The sequence below is a fragment of the Homoserinimonas sp. genome (genome assembly GCF_056262345.1).
The window spans coordinates 1-2,427 of record NZ_JBACFR010000024.1 but is presented as its reverse complement, the minus strand read 5'-3'; the positions used below and the strand labels follow the sequence as shown (position 1 = coordinate 2,427).

Below are 2,427 nucleotides of genomic sequence, written 5' to 3'. Positions count from 1 at the left end.
ACGAACCCTGCCTCCTCGTACCACCGGCGTAGGCCAACGAATGCCGAGGTGGCGTCTACCCGCGCGTCACCGTTGTCGGTGGGATAGCTCTCGACCGCTGGCGCTCCGCACGCCTTCGCATACTCGACCGCCCCGTCGATGAGCGCACGGGTGACACCCTGCTTGCGAAAACCGGGACGCACTCGAATACACCAGAGGGTCCACACGGGCAGCGTGTCGACGTGCGGGATCTTGCGCGAGGTCGCGAAGGGATCGAGCTCCGAGCGAGGCGCAATCCCGGCCCAGCCAGCCACCTCGCCGTCACGATAGGCGAGCACACCGGGCGCAATCGCGCGAGCACACAGCTCCCGCACTCGCTCGGCTCGCGCTGGCCCCACCAGCGAGCGATTCTCCTTCGACGGGAGCCTCCACGAAAGGCACCAGCACACGTTGGATTCCGGATGCTTAGGCCCCAGCACTAGTGCGACGTCATCAAATTCTGTCGCCGCCTTTACCGTGATCGACATGTCGCCTCCCGTCGCTCGCGCGACCATGGTGACACTCACGACGTCGTGACACAATGGGGCCCTCGAGCCTGGCTGGCAACCAAAAGATCGGATCGACATGAAACCGCATGCGCATGGCAATGAGCTTTCGGTGGGCACACGCTGGCTCCTCGGCGCGGTCGTGACATGGACCCTCGCCTGGAAGGGCGCCTCACTGTGGCGCGCGGCCAAAGATGACAGCAAGCCATGGTTCGTCACCCTGCTCGTCGCGAACACGCTCGGCATTCTGGATGCCATCTACCTCTTCGGCGTGAGCCCTTCTCGGCGGCCTAAGAACCGCTAGACGGCGCGCGCGGGCTCACTCCGACGGCAGCCGCCCAGAATCGGCCCCGGTGTTGGCGGTGAGGGCATCGCGCAACTGTGCACGGGTAGTAACACCGAGCTTGGGGAAAGTCTTGTACAGGTGACCACCGACGGTGCGCGGCGACAGGTAGAGGCGCGCACCGATCTCCTTGTTCGACAGGCCGGCCGCGGCGAGCTCGGCGATGCGCACCTCCTGCTCGGTGAGGTCACCGACACGCACGGTGATGTCACGCTGGCATGCACGGAGCTCCCGTCTCACACGGTCGAGCCAGGCACCCGCCTGCACGCTGAGTAGGTCGAATTCGACGCGAAGGAGGTGGCGCCGCGCCTCGGCCGTGCGCCGAGACCGCCGCAACCGCTCGGCATAGACAAGACGCAGGCGAGCGGCCTCGTAGGTGAAAGGGAGCGACTCCGCGCGCTCCAGCAACTCCTCGGTCGGTGTTGAGGTGATCCGCGCGGCGATGATCGCGTCGCAGGCGTCGAGGACGAAGTCGGCACGGGCCGATGGCGCGCGTCGAAGGTCCTGTCGGACCTGTTCGACACGAATGACGGCCTGTTTCTCCGCCCCCAGCATCAGCGCGTAGTCGACGAAATCAAACAGCTCCATCGGCCCGCACGGTCCAGACGTGAGATGGAGAAGGTCGGGCTGCCGGGTCGAGAGAAGGGCGAGGGCATGTTCGTAGTTGCCTAACGGGCCCTCGATCATCACCGCGGCGGAGTCCACTATGGCGCGCAAGCGATACGAGCGGCTCAGTACGGGCTCCGCCAGGATGCGGTCCACGCGCTGCCGTGCCGCCTGCGCGTCGCCATGAAACGCCTCAGCAAACGCGCGGATGGCTTCGCAAGAGACTCGCATCAGGGGAATGGGAACGGTGTCGGTTGCCTCAAGCGCGATCGTCAGCGCCGACTCGAGTTCATTCCAGCGCTGGCTGTGCGAGAGCATGAGCGACACGTGGCTCGCCGCCACCGCCCGCACGAGCCGGTTGCCGACAGGCGTGACGAACCCGTCACCGGGAGTAAAGGAACTCGTCAACCGCATGTGGCGCAATGCATCGAGAACCGTCGCCACACAACCGGCCAGCTGCGACCATCCGCGCCTGTCGATCGCGGCCGCATAGCTGAGATGCGGCTCCACCGGCGCGTTGAGGGCCGACATCGAGTCCGCGATCGCAGCGACCTGCGGATGCAGCGGCTCGGATACCGCAGAGCACGCCTCAAGAAACTCCTGCCAAGCGCCCGATTTGGCGACGAGCACGTTGACAAGCCCAAGGACCGCAAGCGCTTCTCCTGCCGCGCTGGAGTCGAGGTGGTCGTTGCGCAGCCGACCGAGAATCGTCACCGCGGCCGCGGCCGGGTCGCTCTCGACGAGAGCCTGTCGCAACGCTCGGGCCGGTGCACTCTCTCGAATGAGCACCTTGGTGTCGGCGGCAGTAAAGCGCTCGAGCACCCGTTCTGCGACGCGGAAGTCGCCATCGCATGCGGCGATATTGGCGGCAGCGGCGGCGAGCGCCGCCGGCGGCTCAGGAAGGGGGGCCAGATCGGGGGCACTGGCGGGGCTGGGGACCCCCCCCGCCCGCCG

Annotated in this window: 3 protein-coding genes; 1 reads left to right on the top strand and 2 read right to left on the bottom strand. The window is 66.7% G+C overall.

Annotated elements, in window-relative coordinates:
• On the bottom strand, positions 1-506 hold a 506-nt coding region (locus AC062T_RS01160), incomplete at its 3' end, for a GNAT family N-acetyltransferase (protein ID WP_476026616.1).
• Between the two features lie 97 nt (positions 507-603).
• Here AC062T_RS01160 and AC062T_RS01155 point away from each other — a divergent pair.
• Positions 604-828, top strand: a complete 225-nt coding sequence (locus tag AC062T_RS01155; RefSeq protein WP_476026614.1) for a DUF5652 family protein — start codon at positions 604-606, stop codon at positions 826-828.
• A 15-nt stretch (positions 829-843) separates the two neighbouring features.
• On the opposite strand, the gene AC062T_RS01150 is transcribed toward AC062T_RS01155, so the two are convergent.
• The coding region (locus tag AC062T_RS01150) for a helix-turn-helix transcriptional regulator (RefSeq protein WP_476026612.1) at positions 844-2,427 on the bottom strand (1,584 nt) is incomplete at its 5' end.

Excerpts from the sequence above, each read along its gene's own strand:
- AC062T_RS01155 (WP_476026614.1), top strand. The coding sequence starts at position 604 with ATGAAACCGCATGCGCATGGCAATGAGCTTTCGGTGGGCACACGCTGG.